Here is a 16,448-nt window from a genome sequence, read left to right on the forward strand (position 1 = left end):
CGATGTTCGAGCGCCTGCTGATCGCCAACCGCGGTGAGATCGCCGTACGCGTCATCCGCGCCTGCCGGGAGTTGGGCATCAGCCCGATCGCGGTGTACTCCGCCGCCGATGCCGACTCCCTGCACGTCGAGCTGGCCGATGACGCCGTGTGCATCGGGCCGGCCGCCGCGAAGGCGTCCTACCTGCACATCCCGAACGTTATCGGGGCGGCGGTGAAGTCCGGGGCACAGGCCATCCACCCCGGGTACGGGTTCCTCTCCGAGGACCCGTACTTCGCGGAGATCTGCGCCGAGAACGGCATCGTCTTCATCGGGCCGCCGCCCGACGTCATGGAGTCGGCGGGCGACAAGGCGATCACCCGGCGGGTGATGATCGAGGCCGGCCTGCCCGTGCTGCCCGGTACGAGCGAGGCCGTCGCCTCCCTCGACGAGGCGCTCACCATCGGAGGCCGCATCGGCTATCCGGTGGTCGTCAAGGCAGCGGCGGGCGGCGGCGGCCGCGGTATCGCGGTGGCCCGCGACCCGCACCAACTGCGAACGGCCTACCTGGAGACCCGCCGCAACGCCCAAGCGATCTTCGGCGACGGGCGGGTATATCTGGAACGGTTCCTCGACGGCCCCCGGCACATCGAGGTCCAGATCCTTGCCGACGACTACGGCAACGTCATCCACCTGGGCGAACGCGACTGCTCGGTGCAACGGCGGCACCAGAAGCTGATCGAGGAGGGGCCGTCCCCGGCCCTGACCGCCGACCGGCGCGCGGAGATCGGCACGGCCGCCGTCCGCGCCGCCGAGGCGATCGGTTACCGCGGGGCGGGCACCGTCGAGTTCCTGCTCGAGGACGACGGCCAGTTCTGGTTCATGGAGATGAACGGCCGCATCCAGGTCGAACACCCGGTCACCGAGGCGATCAGCGGCGTCGACCTGGTGGCCGCGCAGATCCGGATCGCGGTGGGCGAGCCGCTCGCGCTGACCCAGGAGATGGTCAGCCTGACCGGGCACGCGATCGAATGCCGGATCAACGCCGAGGATCCCGGCCGGGACTTCGCCCCGACCCCCGGCGTTCTGACCGCGTACCGGCCACCGGACGGGCCCGGCATCCGGGTCGACTCCCACTGCCGGCCGGACGCCCGGATCTCGCCGCACTACGACTCCATGATCGCGAAGCTGATCGCCTGGGGGCCGGACCGGGACACCGCTCTGCGCCGTATGCGCCGGGCCCTGGACGAGATGCGGCTCGACGGCCCCGGACTCCGCACCACGATCGACTTCCATCGCGGTGTCCTGGACGACCCGGTCTTCTGCCGCGGCGAAGCGCACACCGATTTCCTCACCCGGCGACGGCCCGCATGATCACCGAGAGCGCCACCGGCCCCGCGCTGCCCGGCGGGCCTCCCGCGGCAACCGCCCGTCACCTGCTGTTCTGCCTCCCGCCCGCGGGTGGCGGCGCGACCGCCTTTCTGCCGTGGCGCCGGCTCCTGCCGGACGACGTCTGGGTGCAACCGATCCAGCTGCCCGGGCGGGAGAACCGGGCCGCCGAGCCACCCGAGTTCACCGTGGCCGAGATCGCCGGAATCCTGCGAGGCGCCGCCGACCGCCCGTACTCGATCTATGGCCACAGCATGGGTGGCGTCCTCGCGGTCGCCGTCGTGCCGGAACTCCTCCGGCTGGGACATCCCGGCCCGGAACGGCTGTTCGTGGCCGCGAGCCGGCCCGGCTCGATGGGCGGCCACTGGCTCGAGTCGTGGCTCAGCCTCGGCGACGACGAACTGCTCGACCGCTTCGCCGCGCTGGGCGGAGTGCCCGCGGTGATCCGCGAGCATGCCCGCACCCGGCGCCGCTTCCTGCGGGTGCTGCGCTCCGATCTGGGCTGGTTGAGCAGTCAACCGGTCACACCGCCCGGCCGGCCCGCGATGCCCGTGGTCGCCATCGCCGGGACGGGCGACCCGCTCGCCGGCCCGTCGGTGATGTGGCGCTGGGGCAGTGGCCCCGGCGGTCCGTTTCACCTGCACACCGTGCCCGGCGGCCATCTGTTTCACCATGCCGATCCGAGCGAAGTCATCCGCGTCCTGAGTGCCTATCTCGGCCTGGACGGACCAACCCCGAAAGGAAACCGCAGTGACTGAGTCGTACGACGTGATCGTGGCCGGTGGCGGACCGGCCGGATCGACCACCGCCGGTCTGCTGGCCCGCCAGGGCCTGAGTGTTCTCCTGCTGGAAAAGGAGAAGTTCCCGCGTTACCACATCGGCGAGTCCCTGATCACCGGATGTGTCGGCGTCCTGGAGGAGCTGGGCATCCGGGAACGGGTGGAGGACCTCGGCTTCATCCGCAAGCGCGGCGGCTCCCTGGTGTGGGGCAAGAAAGGCCGCTGGTCCTTCACCTTCGCCGAGGGCGAGCCCGAGTTCCCGTACGCGTTCAACGTGCGGCGCGCCGACTACGACGCCCTGCTGCTCACCCGGGCTCGCGAGCTGGGCGTCACCGTCATCGAGGAGACCACCGTCAAGTCGGTGATCGAACACGACGGCCGGGTCACCGGCCTGCGCTACGTCACGCGTGGCGGTACCGAGACCGAGGCCGACGCCCGGTTCGTGGTCGACGCGTCCGGGCAGTCCCGAGTCGTCGGACGCGCCCTGTCCGAGGTGAACTGGCACGAGAACCTGCGCAATCTCGCGGTCTGGGCGTACTACCAGGACTGTGCGCCGCTGACCGGCGAGGAGGAGGGGAACATCTTCATCGAGCACGTCCCGGACGGCTGGTTCTGGTACATCCCGCTGTACGACGGCACGCACAGCGTGGGTTACGTGTCGTCGGTGAAGGCCGCCGGCGAGGCCGGCACCGACCTGAACCAGCTGTTCGAGCGGAAGGTCGCCGAGTCCACTCATCTCAAGGCCATGCTCACCGGGCCCCGGGTCGGTGCGTTCCGGTCGGCCCGCGACTGGTCGTACGCCTCGGAGAAGTTCGCCGGGCCCGGCTGGGTGCTCGTCGGTGACGCCGCCGCGTTCGTCGACCCGCTCTTCTCCACCGGAGTCACCCTGGCCATGCTGGCCGGCAGCGCGACAGCGAAACTGATCGTCGCGCTCCTGGCCGATCCCGCCCATGAGGCGCAGCTGCTCGAAAGGTACGAGGAGTCGTACAAACGGTTCCTGGCCGACATCATCTCGTTCGTGACGTTCTTCTACGACGCCGGACTCGACCGCGAGGCCTATTACGAGTACGCCCAGGCCCTGATCGACCCGGCCAAGCTGTTCTTCCCGCGCAAGGACTTCATCACCCTGATCTCGGGACTGAACTCGCTGCAGCCCATCTTCGATCTGGGGCTGACCCCGGCCCGGTGACCCGGCCGAGCCGCCCGGGTGAAGATGCCCGGGCGGCTCAGTACACGGAGATGACCCGCCGTTCGTACTCCGCACCGGTCGCCACGTCGAGCAGGGCGTACGCCAGCTTCCACCGCGACAGCACGGCGTCTCCCGGCACCCGGCCGTCCAGACTCACCCGGTAGCGGACATCGCGCGAGTCGCCGTGCAGGTAGGGCGCGCGCACCACGGTCCATCGCCGATCGGAGCCGGCCAGAGCGCCCTCCATCAGCCGGATGTCACGGTAGACCGGCTCGAGGAAGAACGGTTTCAGGATGTGCCGGTACAGCCGGCTGTCGCCGTCCTGCGGACGAACACCGCTGCTGGAGAGCACGACCAGCCGCTCCACGGCCGCGCTCCGCATCGCCTCGATGATCGCGCGGGTGCCGGCGGAGTAGACGTCCGTTCCCCGCCGGGCCTGACCCAGCGACGAGACGCCCAGCGCGGAGATCACCGCGGTACAGCCCCTCAACGCGTCGGCCAGGGCCGGCGCGTCGGTCAGTTCGGCACCCACCACCCGGATCCGCGTCTCCCCGGCCAGCGCCTGCGGCCGACGAGCTACCGCTACCACGTCGAGCCCCCGTCCGACCGCCTGCTCGATCAACAGCCGGCCGGTCGCCCCGGTGGGGCCGAACACGGCGATGGTGCCGGACATCAGGCGATGTGCCGCAGCGCGGCCACCGGGGTCACGGTCTCGTTCTTGGCCGACAGGAACAGCCGCACCGTGCGCAGCAGGTGATAGCGCGCCTCGTCCTGCCGGCGGTCGGCCAGCAGAAGTCCGCCGTCGAGTGCCTCGGCCAGCCACGTCTCCACCAGGTCCTGCGGAAGACCGATCAGCTCCCGTACGCCCCCGGCCGTGAACCACTCCGGCGCGGTCCGGGTGATCCCGCCCAGCACGTGCTGGGCGCCACCGGACAGTTGTTGATAGGACCGCTCCAGTCCGGCCTGCAGATCCAGATCGCCGGACTGCAGTTCGGCCAACCGGCGCTCGCCGATCTGCAGGCGCGCCAGCTCACGCTCCACCGTCAACCCCGGGGTGGTCGCCAGTTTCGCCCCGATCGCTCTGATCGCGATCGGCAGGCCGTCGCACAGCTCGGCGATCTGCCGGGCCGCCGGCATCTCCCGTTGGCGCAGCGAGATGCCGGCGACCTTCGCCAGCAGGGAAACACCGGCGTCGGGGGACATCGGGTTCAGCACGAACCGGCGGGCACCGCTCAGTTGCGGCAGGGACGAGCGGCTCAGCACGAGAACCCCGCACTGCGAACCGCCGGGCAACAGGTGCCGAACCGACTCGGCGCGCGTCGCGTCGTCCAGCACCAGTAGCACCTTGCGGTCCGCACACCAGCTGCGGAAGAGCTGGCTGCGGCCCTCGAGCGTCGGTGGCACCTGGTCCGCGAAGAAGTTCAGCGCGCGCAGAAACTCACCCAGGACCGCGTACGCCTCGACCGGTTGCACGCCGCCGGCGGTCAGCGATGCGAAGAACTGGGCGTCGGGAAACTGGCGGCGCAGCCGATGCCCGAGCCGTATGCCCACGGCGGTCTTGCCGACACCGGCCATGCCGGACAGGATGACGACCCGCGTTCCGGCGCTCGACGTTTCCCGGTTGAACGCCATCTCCAGGTCAACGAGGTAGTCCTCCCGGCCGACGAAGTCGTCCAGGTCGGCCGGCAGCTGGGCCGGCGAGGTGAGTACGCCGCCGGCTCGGGTGGTCTCGCGGACCGGGTCGAGGGCCGGGTCCGCGGCGAGAACGGCCCGGTGCAGACGCTGAACCGCCCCGGAAGGTTCGACCCCGAGGTCGGCCACCAGCGTCTTGCGCAGCTGGGAGTACGCGTTGAGAGCCTCGTGGCGGCGGCCGGAGCGGTGCAGGGCCAGCATCAGCTTGGCGTGGAAGCCCTCGTGCAGCGGGTTGGTGATGACCAGCGATTTGAGCTCGCGGATCACGTCGAGCTCGCGTCCCAGCCGCAGGTCGGCCTCGATGCGCATGTCGAGGGCCTGCAGCCGGGCCTCCTCGAGCTGCGCGGCGTAGGCCTGCAGGATCGGGCCCTTGGGGACATCGGCCAGCGGCTGGTTACGCCAGAGGGAGAGGGCCGACGTCAGGGCGTTGGAGGCCGACTCGTAGCGGCGCTCCCGCAGGGCCTGTTTGCCCTGGTCGAAGAGCCGGTCGAAGACGGTTACGTCGAGCTTCTCCGGGCCGATCTTCAGCTGATAGCCGGAGCCGACCGTCCGCAGGATGACACCCCCGGAACCACCCCGGGACGACTCCATCAACATCTTGCGCAGTTGATAAACGTACGTCTGAATGGTCGAGACAACGGTCGTCGGGGGCGACTCCTGCCAAATCTCGTCGATCAGGTTGCTGGTCGGCACGACCTCGTCGTGCAACGCCAGGAGGAGTGCGAACGCGGTGCGCAACTTCGGTGCGAGGGACACATGTCGTTCCTGTCCACGCGACACACGGAGATCGCCTAGTAGTCCAAATTGCATCCCGCTGCTCCCCCGAGGCAAATTGATCTAGAAAATGGCACGGCGGCACCGAAAGCTGGTGGAACGGACCGATTTAGCGTCGACGTACAGTCGGAGTTACATGCTTGTTTCCTGTGAGGATTCTGTATCACAAGAAGTAGCTGCATCCGCGGTTCGAGCGTTCTCCCTAGCATCGCTCGGTTATTCGATGCTAGCCGCACTTGGAGCCGAGCCGCAAGGCCGCTCCGGGAACACGCGAGATCACCGCACATCGCGCGGGAGTCCATCCTGGACGGACGGGTTGCCGCTGGCCCGGGTGGGATGGACCGACTATCGCGATCGCTCCCATCCGGACCCAACGGCCGCATACCTATTGATTAATGACGATATCTCCTACAGGATTGAAATATTCCATCGCACCGATCACCACGGCACCAAGCCATCGGAACCGAGGAACATGCCGGTCGGACCGTCGTCCGGAAGCAGGGCTGCGGCAACCACCGGAGCGGCACCCTCCTCGGCAGTCAGCAACTTGACATGATCGCGGGCCGGCATTTCGGCCGCCATGTCGGTCTCACAAAAGCCCGGATTGACGGAATTTACTTTTATCGCCGTGTCTCGCAACTCCTTGGCGTAGGCCACCGTGATCGAATTCAAGGCACTTTTGGACGAGTTGTACGCCAGCAGATTGACCCGGCCGAGCGAGGTCGCCGGATCGCTGATCAATAAGACCGAACCCAGCCGGCTCGAGACGTTCACGATCCGCCCGGCCGCCGAGCGCCGCAGCAGTGGCAACATCGCGTTGATCACGGCGACCGGGCCGATGACGTTGGTCTCGTAGACCTCGCGAAGGAGCTCGGCGGTCATCGCGCTGGGCGGTGTCCGCCATTCCCGCACCGGTGCCGCCGCGTTGTTGACCAGCACGTCGAGCCGGCCGAAGGAGTTGTCGATCCAGGCGGCCGCGGCAGCCACCGAGGCCCCGTCGGTCACGTCCAGGACGACCAGGTGGGCATCCGTGCCGGCGTCTCGCAACGAGGCGACGGCCGCCTCGCCGCGACCCTTGTCGCGGGCGCCGACCAGGACGGTTCCGCCGATCAGTCGGGCGGCGGCGAACCCGATCCCCTTGTTGGCGCCGGTGATCAGGCTGATCCGGGAATCCGTCATGGAGCCACCCCCGCCAGCCGGTCGTCCAGCACGTCGGCGAGCAGCTCGACCTGGGCCGGGTCGGCCGACGCGGGCAGCATGATCAGCTCGTCGACGCCCGCGGCCGCATAGGTCTCCAGCGCGGCCGGCAACGCCGCGGCGCCGGTGATCGCGGCACCCATCACCTGGGCGGCCACCTCGGACGAAAAGGCGTAATAAAGGTCCAGGTAGCGACGTACGTCGTCGGCCCCGGTGCTACCGAGCCCGAAATAGACCAGCGCCTGCACCCAGGGCCGATCCGTCCGGCCCGCCTCCTGCCAGGCCTGGTGCGCGTTCATCCGGCCGTAGCCGGCGCCCTCCGGACCGTTGGCCCCGCCGATCCACCCGTCCCCCCACCGTGCGGCACGGCGGAACGAGCGCGGGGCGAACCCGCCGAGAATGAGCCGCGGACGCACCTCACCCAGCGGGCCGATACCGCCGGCGCCGGTCCACACCTCGGACATCTCGGTGAGCATGGTGTCGAACGCCTTACCCCGGCCGCGGAACGGCACCGGCGAGGTGAGGTAGTCGTCCGCCCGGCCGCCCGGGGCCAGGCCGAGGGTCAGTCGACCGCCGGACAGCAGGTTGAGCGAGGCCACCTGCTTGGCCAGCACGGCGGGATTCGCCCGGCTGGGCGCGATGACGACCGCGGTGACCAACCGGATCCGGCTGGTCACGGCCGCAGCGGCCGCGAGCGCGACCAGGGGTTCGTAATTGTCGAAGACCAGGCGGTCGATGGCCGCGAGGCTGGCGAACCCGCGCGCCTCGGACCGGCTCGCCCACTCCACCAGCTGGCTGCCGGTCGCGCCGGGCACATGCGCGGGCAGCCCTATCCCGATTTCCATGGACATCTCCTCTGCACGGAGGCGCCACCGCGAGGGCCTCGCGGTGGCGCCTCGTCGGGGTGGTTCAAGGAACGAGCACGACACGGCCCCGCAGACCGCCCTTGAGCATCGCGGCGTGCGCCTTGGGCGCGTCCTCGAAGCTGAAGGTCTCCGCGACCCGCAGGGTGAGGTGGCCCTGCCCGACCAGTTCCGCGAGGGCGCGCAACTGGCGGCCGTCGCTCTGGGCATGCGCCCGGTAGACCCGGATGCCCCGTTCGGCTTCCGGCGTCTTGGGCGGGGTGAGACTGACGAAGACGCCGCCGTCGCGGACCGCCTGGATCATCGACGGTCCGATGGTCGCCGCGTCGAGCACCGCATCCACACCGTCCGGATACCGGTCGTGCAGCGACCGCACCGGATCGTCGGACCGAGGCACGAACGTCGCGCCCCGGGTGACCAGGAATGGCTCGTCGCGGCTCGCACTGATCGCGACGACCTTGAGGCCACGCTGCCGGGCCAACTCGACCGCGTAGCCGCCGACGGCGCCGGCCGCGCCGGTCACGGCCAGCGTCTCACCGGCCTGCAGCGCAGCCAGATCCAGACTCTGCAGCACGGTGAGCGCGTTGACCGGCAGAGTCGCGGCCTCGATCAGGCTCACGCCCGAGGGTGCCGGGGCGATCGCGGCGGTGTCGAGTACGACGTACTCGGCCTGCGTGCCGGCCTTGGTGTCGAGCCAGTCGGACATGCCGATGACGGCGTCGCCCACCGCGTACCCGGTCGTTCCGGCGCCGAGCGCGTCGACGGTGCCGGCGACGTCCCAGCCGAACACGTACTGCGGCCCGGCCGGAAGCATCGGGCCCAGCCAGCCGGCCCGGGCGACCAGGTCGAAGTTGTTGACCGCGGCCGCCGCCACCTTGATCCGGACCTGACCGGCGCCGGGTTGCGGCACCGGCAGGTCCACCACGCTGAGAACATCGGGTTCGCCGAATGAGGTGATCGCTACTGCCCGCATGCGGGTTCTCCTTTCACAGCGCTCCGGCCGGCACGGTGACCAGCGCGTCGGCGAGCAGTTCCGGCGGAGCCGAGTCGAGGATGGCGAGAATCGCCCGGGCCAGGGCCCGCGCGGTGGGAACGTCCAGCTCGACCGCGACCCGGGCGCCGGGCCCGATCGCCGGGTTCAGGAGGTCCACGTTCAGCGAGTGGGCCAGCTGCGCATGCTGCGGGTGGTCGAAGTAGACGGACACGTCCGTGACGTCGAACCAGCCGTCGGCGCCCTTGGCGCTGCCCTCGCCGGTGAACTTCTCGGTGATGTAGGTGCACATGGCGGTCAGCCCTTCTGCCCGGACAGGTGCGTACCGAAGAAGTCCCGGATCCGGTTCCAGCCCTCGCCGGCGGCCTTCGGCCGGTAGCTCTTGCGATCCACATCGAAGAAGCCGTGCCCAGCGCCCTCGAACGTGTGGAACTCGTGGGTCTTGCCGTGGCGGTCGAGTTCGGCGGACAACTCCGCGCTCTCGGCCGGCGACGGCGTGGTGTCGTCGGCGCCGAACAGGCCCAGCAGCGGGGCGTTCAGGTTCTTGCTGAGGTGGACGATCGGCTCGATCTGCAACGGCATCCCGGCCGGTGGCTTGCCGACGACGAACGCGCCGTAGCAGTCGACCGCCGCGTCGAGCGGAAGGCTGCACGCGGCGAGAAAGGACTGGCGGCCGCCGGAGCAGTAACCGATGACCCCTACCTTCCCGTTCGACGACGAGAGTTCGCGAAGATAGTCGGCCGCGCCCTCGACGTCGCCGACGAGGCGCTCGTCGGGCACCCCACCGACCGCGCGGGCTGCCGCGGCGGCGTCGTCGGGGTCCGCGCCGGGCGCCTCGCGGTGATACAGATTCGGGCAGACAGCGAGGAAGCCGTACGAGGCGAACTTCCGGGTGATCTGCTTGGTCCCGGCGTCGTAGCCGGGCATGTGGTGGATGACGACCACGGCGCCGTGCGGGCCCGAGTCGAGCGGCCGGGCGGAGTAGGCCTCGATCTTGTCGCCGTTCGCGCCGCGGATGGTCACGGTCTCGGCGAGCAGTGCGTCGTACACGATCTTCTCCCTGCGAGTGGACGGGCCGGGTCAGGCCGGCTGGGTCACGATGTGGTCATAGGCGACATGGCTCGGCATCGAGTCCACCTTGCTGATGATCTTGCTGACCTCACGGAAGTAGGTCTGCAGGTCGGACCGGGCGCGCATGGCCGTGAAATCCGCCTCGGTCTCCCAGACGGTGGTACTGATCAGCTTCGTACCGTCATCGGTGACCTCCATGGTCACCGAGACGCAGCCGGGCTGTTCGCCCATGGTCACGGCGCCGCCGGACATCAGTTCGAGCAGTCGGTCCTGGTGTTCCGGCGAGGTGTGGAAGACGTTGACGATCGCGAACTTGCGGTCGGTGGGCGGAATGACGGACATCGGGGTTCCCTTCTCAGTTCTTGTCGTTCGTGTAGGCGACCCGGCAGGCGATCAGATCGACCGATTCGACGAGGCCGCGTACCTGCTGGAAGTGCTCCTTCCGGTCGGCGCGGCCCCGCATGGCCTGGAAGTCCTTCTCGTCGAGCCATTGGGAGTAGCCGATGACCCGCTCGCCGTCCTCGCCGAGGTGCAACGTCGCCGAGACGAGCCCCGGGAAGCCGGCCAGTTCCTCCTCGCCCTCCCGCAGAAGTGCGTACAGCTCCTGCTGGTTCTGCGGCTTGGCACGGAAGACGCTGATGGTGGTGAAGTAGTCGTTGTCCGGGGACAGGTCAGCCACGGTGCTCCTCCTCATCGGGCAGTTGGTGTCCGGTGACGGCGGCGAGCACCTGGGCCGGCCCTTCGGCCGGCCGGTCCTCGGTGCGCCAACAGACGAAACCGTCGGGACGTACGAGAACCGCGCCGCGGGCGGTGATGCCGGCTGCCGACGCGAACGCCTCTCCCGGGTCGGTCACCGTGCCGCCGTCCGCGGCAAGGGGGTACGCCGCCAGCGGTATCCCTGCCCGGCGCGCATCGGCGACCAGCTCGGGGATCCAGTCGGCCGCCTCCGCCCCACCGATCAGGGCGAACTCCGGCCCGGCCAGGTCGACCGACGAGATCGGGTGGCCGTCGCGGGTCAACCACACGTGGGGTACCCGGCTGCCCGGACGCCCGTCCAGGGTCATGGTGGCGGCGAAGACCTCGTCCGGGGCATCGCCGAGGATGACCGGCGAGCCGTAGCGGTACCCGGTGGTCACCACTGTCTGATCCCGCTGCTCGAAGTCCCCGGCCGGTGGTCCGCTCCAGCGCATGTGCCGCATCCAGGCCTGGTCCGCGGTTGCCTGGCCGACCGGGCGGCGTTCCGCCTGGTAGCTGTCCAACAACCCGTCGCCACCCCAGCCGTGCAGAACGGCGGCCAGCTTCCAGGCCAGGTTGCTGGCGTCCTGCACCCCGGCGTTCGCGCCGAACCCACCGGTCGGGGGCAGTACGTGACAGGCGTCGCCGGCCAGGAAGACCCGCTGGTCCCGGTAGGCGTCGACGACCTCGTGGGCCATCCACCAGCCCATCGTGAGTTGCAGGTCGATCGGGAAGTCCGGGTCGACGCCGGTGGCGGTGCGGATGAGCTCGAGGCACCGCTCGGCCGGCACCGCGTTGTCGACGATCTCGTCCGGTCCGCAGAACCAGCCGAAGATCCACCGCTCGTCGTCGAGCTTGAACAGCATGCCCGGCGCCTGTTTGCTGGTCAGATACAGGATCAGGAAGCGCCGGCCACCCAGGACCGTGTCCAGGTCGGCCTTGAACAGCATGTTGAGTACGTGGCCCACGGTTCCGTTGCCGCGCCGCTCGATGCCGAGCTGGGTGCGCACCGAGCCGCCGGCGCCGTCGGCGCCGATCAGGTAGTCGGCCCGTACCGTGCTGGTCTTGCCGGTGGCCCGGTCGCGGATCCGGGCGGTGACACCGTCCGGGTCCGGGGCGAAGGACACCAGGTCGGTGGCGAAGCGTACGTCGGCGCCCTTCCGCACGGCCTCGGCCAGCATGATCGGCTCGACCCGATCCTGGCCGCACCAGACCGGCTCGCACGGGCCGACGTCGGTGAACTGGTTGGCGCCCTCCTCCATGACGATGGCGTCACCGGAGACCACGTCGGCGAGTGAGCCGGCCCGCAGGATGGCCCGGGGCAGCTGGTGCGGGGGCAGGTTCGTCTCGGACCAGAGCCGGCCCGGCACGACCTTCTCGGCCACATCCCATACCGCCTGTTGAATACCGACGGTACGGAACAGCTCCATCGTCCGAGGGCTGACGTGCGTGGAGCGCAGCAACTGGGACGTTGTCGTGTTGCGCTCGACCAGTGTGCAGTCGACGCCGTGCTGTCGCAGGAAGAGCGCGGCTGCCAGACCGGTCAGTCCCCCTCCCACGATCAACACGGGAACGCGGATGTCGGTCACATCGCCTCCATCAAGATCAATCGGGATGTACGCGCTGATTCGATGTCGCCAGAAGGCTTGCCGGACCCGCTATTGAACCGCTGAAGATTCGGCGAAGGCGCACGTCATGCAGCGCATACGCGTCGCAAAAAATCATTTGAAGATCGACAACTTGGCATGCCGGGAGCCGGTTTTCACCTGCGGTGTTACACAAGCGGTCGACGAGATGCGCCGCCACGCCGAGCAGGAAAAAGAGGGAGGTAATGGCCGGCGTACGGCCCGCGACTCGACAATGCCCTAGCATTGCTAGACAGTCCCTAGCGGTGCTAGTCTGACCGCATTCGTGAAGCCCGGCTTACCGACGAGGAGTTCCGCCAAATGGCTAGCTTCAGCTCCGCGAAGGAGCACGGAACCAAGACAATCGAGACCGAGGTGAACAACAGCTGGTGGCCGCTCGTGGCGATTGTCACCGCGGTCTCATTGCTGATGATGAGCGCAACGATCGTGGCCGTCGCGCTGCCCGACATTCAGCGTGATCTCAACGCTGACCTCACCGATCTGCAATGGATCATCAACTCGTTCACGCTCGCAATGGCGGTTTTCCAACTCGTCGCGGGCACCCTGGGAGACCGCTACGGCCGACGCCGCACCTTCATCATCGGCATGGTGCTGTTCGCGCTCGCCTCGCTCGCATGCGGGCTGGCAACGACACCCGGGCTACTCATCGCCGCCCGCACGGCGCAGGGTCTCGCCGGCGCCATCATGTTCGCCACGTCGCTCGCCCTGGTCGCCCAGTGCTACAGCGGCCAGAAACGCGGACTGGCCTTCGGCGTCCGGGGTGCGGTGGCCGGTGTGGCGGTCGCCCTCGGCCCGCTGCTCGGCGGCGCACTGATCGCCGCGGTGAACTGGCGCTGGGTGTTCTTCATCAACCTGCCCTTCGCCGTCATCACGATCGCCATCGCGATGGCCAAACTGCCCCGCCACGAGGAGCTGCGCCGCGGCCAGCGGCTCGACTTCGGCGGCCTGATCACCTTCACCGGATCGCTCGTCCTGCTGATGCTCGCGCTGCTGCAGGGCAACGACCATGGCTGGACCAGCACCCGCATCCTGACGATGTTCGGCGGCTCGGCCTTACTCCTGGTGATCTTCCTGATCATCGAGACCCGGCACCCCGAGCCGATGCTCAAGCTCACGCTGTTCCGCAACCGGTCGTTCACCGGCACCCAACTGGCCACGGTCGCCACCCACGGCAGCTTCTTCGCCCTGCTGGTCTACCTGTCGCTCTTCCTGCAGAACGACCTCGGCTACTCGGCCTTCAAGACCGGTCTCTGCTTCCTCGCGGTCAACATCCCGATCCTGCTGATGGGACCGGTGGCCGGTGGATTCATGGACAAACTGCCGGCCTGGCTGCTGCCCGCGCTCGGCCTGCTCTTCGTCGGCGGCGGCCTGCTGGTCATGCACCGGCTCAACAACGACTCGTCGTGGACCGACTTGGCGGTCGGCATGGCCATTGTCGGCCTCGGCCTGGGTATGACCCTGCCGGCCCTCGGTTCGCTGTCCATGGAGGTCGCTGACCAGCAGTACCTCGGTATGGCGGCCGGCACGAACAACACCTTCAGCCAGGCGGGCATGGCGATCGGCGTCGCCGTCTACGGCGCCCTGCTGGAGAACGAGATCACCGCCTCGATGACCCAGAGCCTCGGCGGCACCGGCGCGCCGGTCGAGGATCTCGCCCACGCCGCCGCCAACGGCCAGATCGCCCAGGTCCTCCCGCACCTGCCCGAACAGTACCGCGACACCGTTGTACAAGCTGCTCACCAGGCCTTCGTCACCGGCCTCAACCACCTCTTCCTGATCGCCGCCGCGGTGGCGTTCGCCGGGCTCGTCCTGGCGGTGACACTGATCCGGCAGCGGGTCACGACACGGGTCTGACCCGGTTCCGCCATCGTCTCCAACGGCGACCGGGCCAGGGCACCAGCAACGCCCTGGCCCGGGCCGGCCGCCCGATCTCTGGGAGCGAGCAGTGCCCGATCTGGGACCAAAGCTCAGAGCCGATCTAGTCGATGTGCCCGCCTACGAGACGGCGATCCGCGTCGACGACCACTCCGGATACCGGCTGCACCGCAACGAGAATTCGCAACCACCGCAGGGCGGCGTACTCGCCCGCATCTCCTCGGCCGCCATGATCTGCCACCGCTATCCCGACGACCGCAGCGGCGAGCTCACCCGGCGCATCGCCGACATGATCCAGGTCTCCCCCGACCACGTCGTCGTCGGCGCCGGCACCACCGCCATCTGCCAGCAGATCCTGCTCGCCACCATCGGGCACGGCGACGAGGCTGTCTTCCCCCACGGCCCCGAGCGTTACCTCACCCTCAGCCGGGTGGCCGGTGCGCGGGCGATGCAGATCCCGCTCGACGGCTACCGGCAGGATCTCGCGTCCATGGCCGCCGCCGTCACCGACCGCACCCGGGTGATCTTCGTCTGCAGTCCGCTCAGCCCCACCGGCACGGTGATCCGCGAGCCGGAGATGCGAGCGTTCCTGGCTCACGTCCCCGGCGACGTCCTGGTGGTGCTGGACGAGGAATACCGCGACTACGTACGCGAACCCGGCGCCGTCGACGGCATCGAACTGCATCGGGAATATCCCAACGTCGCCGTCATGCGCACCTTCTCCAAGGCGTACGGGCTGGCCGGTCTCCGCGCCGGGTACGCCATCTCCGGCGCACGTGTCGCCGAGGCGATCCGGACCACCGCCCTCCCGTTCGGCGTCAGCGTCACCGCGCAACTGGCCGCCACCGCCGCAGTCCAGGCCGGTGACCAGGTGCGCCGCCGGGTCGACACCCTGGTCTCCGAACGCAATCGCCTGCAGCGTCTGCTGCGCTCCCAGGGCTGGCCGGTGCCGGCCAGTCAGGCCAACTTCGTCTGGCTGCCGCTCGGCGAAGCGGCCGACGACTTCGCTCTCGCCTGCGCCGACCACGGCCTGCTGGTCCGGCCCTACCCCGGCTGGGGCGTCCGGGTCACCGTCAGCGAGCCGGCGGTCAACGACCTCATCGCGTTCATCGTCGCCGGATATCCGCCGCCGTGACCGGGCCTGCCCATCTCTTGAGCAATCCATCACCGGCGACGCACAGCATGGCCCCATCAGCCCGTACAGTTGCCGGCCGCCAGGGCCGCAAAGAGGGGGAGACGCATGTTGTCCACCACGGACCTCGCGACGGTCCTAGACACCGCGAGCGGATTCTTCCGCTCCCAGGCACTGTTCGCCGGCGTCGAGCTGGGCCTGTTCACCGTGCTGGCGGAGCGACCGGCGACCGCGGAAGAGATCAGCGACCGGCTCGGGCTGCACCCTGCCGCAGCCCGGGACTTCCTGGACGCGTTGGTGGCGCTCAGCCTGCTGCGGCTCGACGGCGAGCGGTACGCCAACACCCCGGCGAGCGCGACCTACCTGGACAAGGAACGCGGCGCGTACGTCGGCGGCTTCCTGATGTTCATGAAACACGCGCTCTACCCGGCGTGGGGCCGGCTGCCGCAGTTGCTGCGCACCGGCCAGGTGCAGGAGGGCGACGACTCGTTCGCCGAGTTCTACCGCGATCCCGACCGGGTTCGCGGCTTCATGGCAGCGATGGACGGCGCTTCCGCCATCGTCGCGGAACAGCTCGCGACCACATTCGACTGGTCGGGCTACAGCACCTTCGCCGACCTCGGCGGAGCCCGGGGCAACCTCGCCGCGACCATCGTGAAGGCGAACCCGCAGCTGAGCGGAGTCTGCTTCGACGTGCCGCCGCTACAACCGTTCTTCGAGGAACACATGCACCAACTCGGCACCGCCGATGCGGTCGCGTTCCGCGCCGGGGATTTCCTCACCGACCCGTTGCCCGAAGCCGACGTACTGATCTTCGGACATGTCCTGCACGACTGGGACGAGACTCATCGGGCATTGCTGATCCGCCGGGCTTATGAGGCCATCAAGCCGGGTGGCGCGCTGCTGATCTACGACGAAATGATCGATGACGACCGGCGCGGTCCGGCGCACAACCTGCTGATGAGCCTCAACATGAAGTTGGTGCGCTCGGGTGCCTCCGAATACTCCGCCGAGGATGCCCGATCCTGGCTCAGCGACGCCGGCTTCACCGACTCGTCCGTGCGTTCGCTGACCAGCACCGAAAGGCTCCTGGTGGCGCACAAGAAATAGGCTGCACCGGCCCGCACGGGCGGCGGC

16 protein-coding genes are annotated in these 16,448 nt (G+C 69.0%); 6 read left to right on the top strand and 10 right to left on the bottom strand.

Annotated elements, in window-relative coordinates:
• Window positions 1–2: 2 nt before the first annotated feature.
• The 3 genes from accC to Ato02nite_RS21945 are packed head-to-tail and all read left to right on the top strand — an operon-like array spanning window position 3 to window position 3,335.
• Window positions 3–1,352 carry an acetyl-CoA carboxylase biotin carboxylase subunit gene (gene accC / locus Ato02nite_RS21935; protein WP_213008464.1) on the top strand — a complete coding sequence of 450 codons (1,350 nt, stop codon included), beginning with the start codon at window positions 3–5 and terminating at the stop codon, window positions 1,350–1,352.
• A complete protein-coding gene (locus Ato02nite_RS21940) occupies window positions 1,349–2,125 on the top strand; it encodes a thioesterase II family protein (protein ID WP_213008465.1) in 777 nt (258 codons plus the stop codon). Before accC ends, Ato02nite_RS21940 begins: the two co-directional genes overlap by 4 nt.
• Window positions 2,118–3,335: an NAD(P)/FAD-dependent oxidoreductase gene (locus tag Ato02nite_RS21945; RefSeq protein WP_213008466.1), complete on the top strand. Its 1,218-nt coding sequence runs from the start codon at window positions 2,118–2,120 to the stop codon at window positions 3,333–3,335. Before Ato02nite_RS21940 ends, Ato02nite_RS21945 begins: the two co-directional genes overlap by 8 nt.
• A 37-nt stretch (window positions 3,336–3,372) precedes the next feature.
• On the opposite strand, the gene Ato02nite_RS21950 is transcribed toward Ato02nite_RS21945, so the two are convergent.
• The 10 genes from Ato02nite_RS21950 to Ato02nite_RS21995 form a co-directional block, all read right to left on the bottom strand.
• Window positions 3,373–4,008 carry an NAD(P)-dependent oxidoreductase gene (locus Ato02nite_RS21950; RefSeq protein WP_213008467.1) on the bottom strand — a complete coding sequence of 212 codons (636 nt, stop codon included), beginning with the start codon at window positions 4,006–4,008 and terminating at the stop codon, window positions 3,373–3,375.
• On the bottom strand, window positions 4,008–5,783 hold the full coding sequence (locus tag Ato02nite_RS21955) for an AfsR/SARP family transcriptional regulator (protein WP_213008468.1): 1,776 nt from the start codon (window positions 5,781–5,783) through the stop codon (window positions 4,008–4,010). The genes Ato02nite_RS21950 and Ato02nite_RS21955 overlap by 1 nt, the downstream gene beginning before the upstream one ends.
• 456 nt (window positions 5,784–6,239) lie before the next feature.
• Entirely contained in the window at window positions 6,240–6,980 is a 741-nt protein-coding gene (locus Ato02nite_RS21960; protein WP_213008469.1) for an SDR family NAD(P)-dependent oxidoreductase, read from the bottom strand.
• Window positions 6,977–7,843 (bottom strand): LLM class flavin-dependent oxidoreductase, encoded by an 867-nt coding sequence (locus tag Ato02nite_RS21965; RefSeq protein WP_213008470.1) that lies wholly within the window; start codon window positions 7,841–7,843, stop codon window positions 6,977–6,979. The genes Ato02nite_RS21960 and Ato02nite_RS21965 overlap by 4 nt, the downstream gene beginning before the upstream one ends.
• A 64-nt stretch (window positions 7,844–7,907) precedes the next feature.
• The gene (locus Ato02nite_RS21970; protein WP_213008471.1) at window positions 7,908–8,834 is read right to left on the bottom strand and encodes an NADP-dependent oxidoreductase; all 927 of its coding nucleotides are present in this window, start codon (window positions 8,832–8,834) and stop codon (window positions 7,908–7,910) included.
• 13 nt (window positions 8,835–8,847) lie between these two features.
• The gene (locus Ato02nite_RS21975; RefSeq protein ID WP_213008472.1) at window positions 8,848–9,144 is read right to left on the bottom strand and encodes a DUF6295 family protein; all 297 of its coding nucleotides are present in this window, start codon (window positions 9,142–9,144) and stop codon (window positions 8,848–8,850) included.
• 5 nt (window positions 9,145–9,149) lie between these two features.
• Complete coding sequence (locus tag Ato02nite_RS21980) at window positions 9,150–9,902, bottom strand: dienelactone hydrolase family protein (protein WP_213008473.1); 753 nt, start codon at window positions 9,900–9,902, stop codon at window positions 9,150–9,152.
• Window positions 9,903–9,932: 30 nt separating this feature from the next.
• The gene (locus tag Ato02nite_RS21985; protein WP_213008474.1) at window positions 9,933–10,265 is read right to left on the bottom strand and encodes an antibiotic biosynthesis monooxygenase family protein; all 333 of its coding nucleotides are present in this window, start codon (window positions 10,263–10,265) and stop codon (window positions 9,933–9,935) included.
• 13 nt (window positions 10,266–10,278) lie between these two features.
• Window positions 10,279–10,602: an antibiotic biosynthesis monooxygenase family protein gene (locus tag Ato02nite_RS21990; RefSeq protein WP_213008475.1), complete on the bottom strand. Its 324-nt coding sequence runs from the start codon at window positions 10,600–10,602 to the stop codon at window positions 10,279–10,281.
• Window positions 10,595–12,247: an FAD-dependent monooxygenase gene (locus Ato02nite_RS21995; protein ID WP_213008476.1), complete on the bottom strand. Its 1,653-nt coding sequence runs from the start codon at window positions 12,245–12,247 to the stop codon at window positions 10,595–10,597. The genes Ato02nite_RS21990 and Ato02nite_RS21995 overlap by 8 nt, the downstream gene beginning before the upstream one ends.
• Before the next feature lie 357 nt (window positions 12,248–12,604).
• On the opposite strand from Ato02nite_RS21995, the gene Ato02nite_RS22000 reads away from it, so the two are divergent.
• The 3 genes from Ato02nite_RS22000 to Ato02nite_RS22010 all read left to right on the top strand — a co-directional run bounded on the left by Ato02nite_RS22000 (window position 12,605) and on the right by Ato02nite_RS22010 (window position 16,421).
• On the top strand, window positions 12,605–14,158 hold the full coding sequence (locus Ato02nite_RS22000; RefSeq protein ID WP_213008477.1) for an MFS transporter: 1,554 nt from the start codon (window positions 12,605–12,607) through the stop codon (window positions 14,156–14,158).
• A 91-nt stretch (window positions 14,159–14,249) separates the two neighbouring features.
• Window positions 14,250–15,314 carry a histidinol-phosphate transaminase gene (locus tag Ato02nite_RS22005; RefSeq protein ID WP_281419771.1) on the top strand — a complete coding sequence of 355 codons (1,065 nt, stop codon included), beginning with the start codon at window positions 14,250–14,252 and terminating at the stop codon, window positions 15,312–15,314.
• 105 nt (window positions 15,315–15,419) lie between these two features.
• Entirely contained in the window at window positions 15,420–16,421 is a 1,002-nt protein-coding gene (locus Ato02nite_RS22010) for a methyltransferase (protein WP_213008479.1), read from the top strand.
• Window positions 16,422–16,448: the final 27 nt, after the last annotated feature.

The sequence above is a fragment of the Paractinoplanes toevensis genome, assembly GCF_018332695.1.
In the GTDB taxonomy this organism is placed as follows: Bacteria; Actinomycetota; Actinomycetes; order Mycobacteriales; family Micromonosporaceae; genus Actinoplanes; species Actinoplanes toevensis.